The sequence below is a fragment of the Vibrio sp. 1978 genome, assembly GCF_033344345.1.
The window spans coordinates 1-646 of sequence record NZ_JAWPOP010000582.1 but is presented as its reverse complement, the minus strand read 5'-3'; the positions used below and the strand labels follow the sequence as shown (position 1 = coordinate 646).

Below are 646 nucleotides of genomic sequence, written 5' to 3'. Positions count from 1 at the left end.
ATGTGATGATCCAGATCTGTTCACTTGGGTGATGGGACATGGTCGTAGCGAGAACCTAGGCCACGCAGCAATGGTTGATAAAATTGTTGCCCACAACCTCAGCAAAGTTCGTTAATCTTAACGTATCTTCCTCAATTACGGCTCAAGTCAGCAATCTGACCGTTTTCTTAAGCTTGACTTGGGCCGTGTCGCTTTCCGACATTCCGCTCGTATTATCGACTTATTTGTTATTACTGATTGCTAGCAAGCTACGTGATCCAGGCTTTGTCCTTTTGTCGAGTCAAGGGCATTGGTATGTGCACAGCGACGGCACGGTAAAAAACGAAACGAGTAGTTCGCATATCAAACACGTCAACCTGACGACGCTGCCTTTTAAACTCTCCTTTACGCTAGAGTCGGATGAAATGGTGACGATTTGGCGAGACAGTTGTGATGAACGGTGCTATCGGCAACTTTCCTTGATTTTGCGTCAATGGAAAATGAAACAGGGAGCCAAAGCTCCCTGTTGATAAGCGTTACATTCGATATTAATTATCGGTTAACTGCTTTGCTGGTACCAGAATTGTCGGGCCGCTGTTTTCCAGTTGATTTGGGTAATCAAGCGTGTAGTGCAGGCCGCGGCTCTCTTTACGCTGCATTGCACAGC

1 protein-coding gene and 1 pseudogene are annotated in these 646 nt (G+C 46.4%); both read left to right on the top strand.

Annotation, left to right across the window (positions count from 1 at the left end):
- A pseudogene (locus tag R8N49_RS27945) lies at window positions 1–115 on the top strand (succinate dehydrogenase assembly factor 2 family protein); the annotation flags it as partial.
- On the top strand, window positions 75–509 hold the full coding sequence (locus tag R8N49_RS31095; RefSeq protein WP_412034929.1) for a protein YgfX: 435 nt from the start codon (window positions 75–77) through the stop codon (window positions 507–509). The pseudogene R8N49_RS27945 and the gene R8N49_RS31095, both read left to right, overlap by 41 nt.
- The last annotated feature ends 137 nt before the right edge of the window (window positions 510–646 follow it).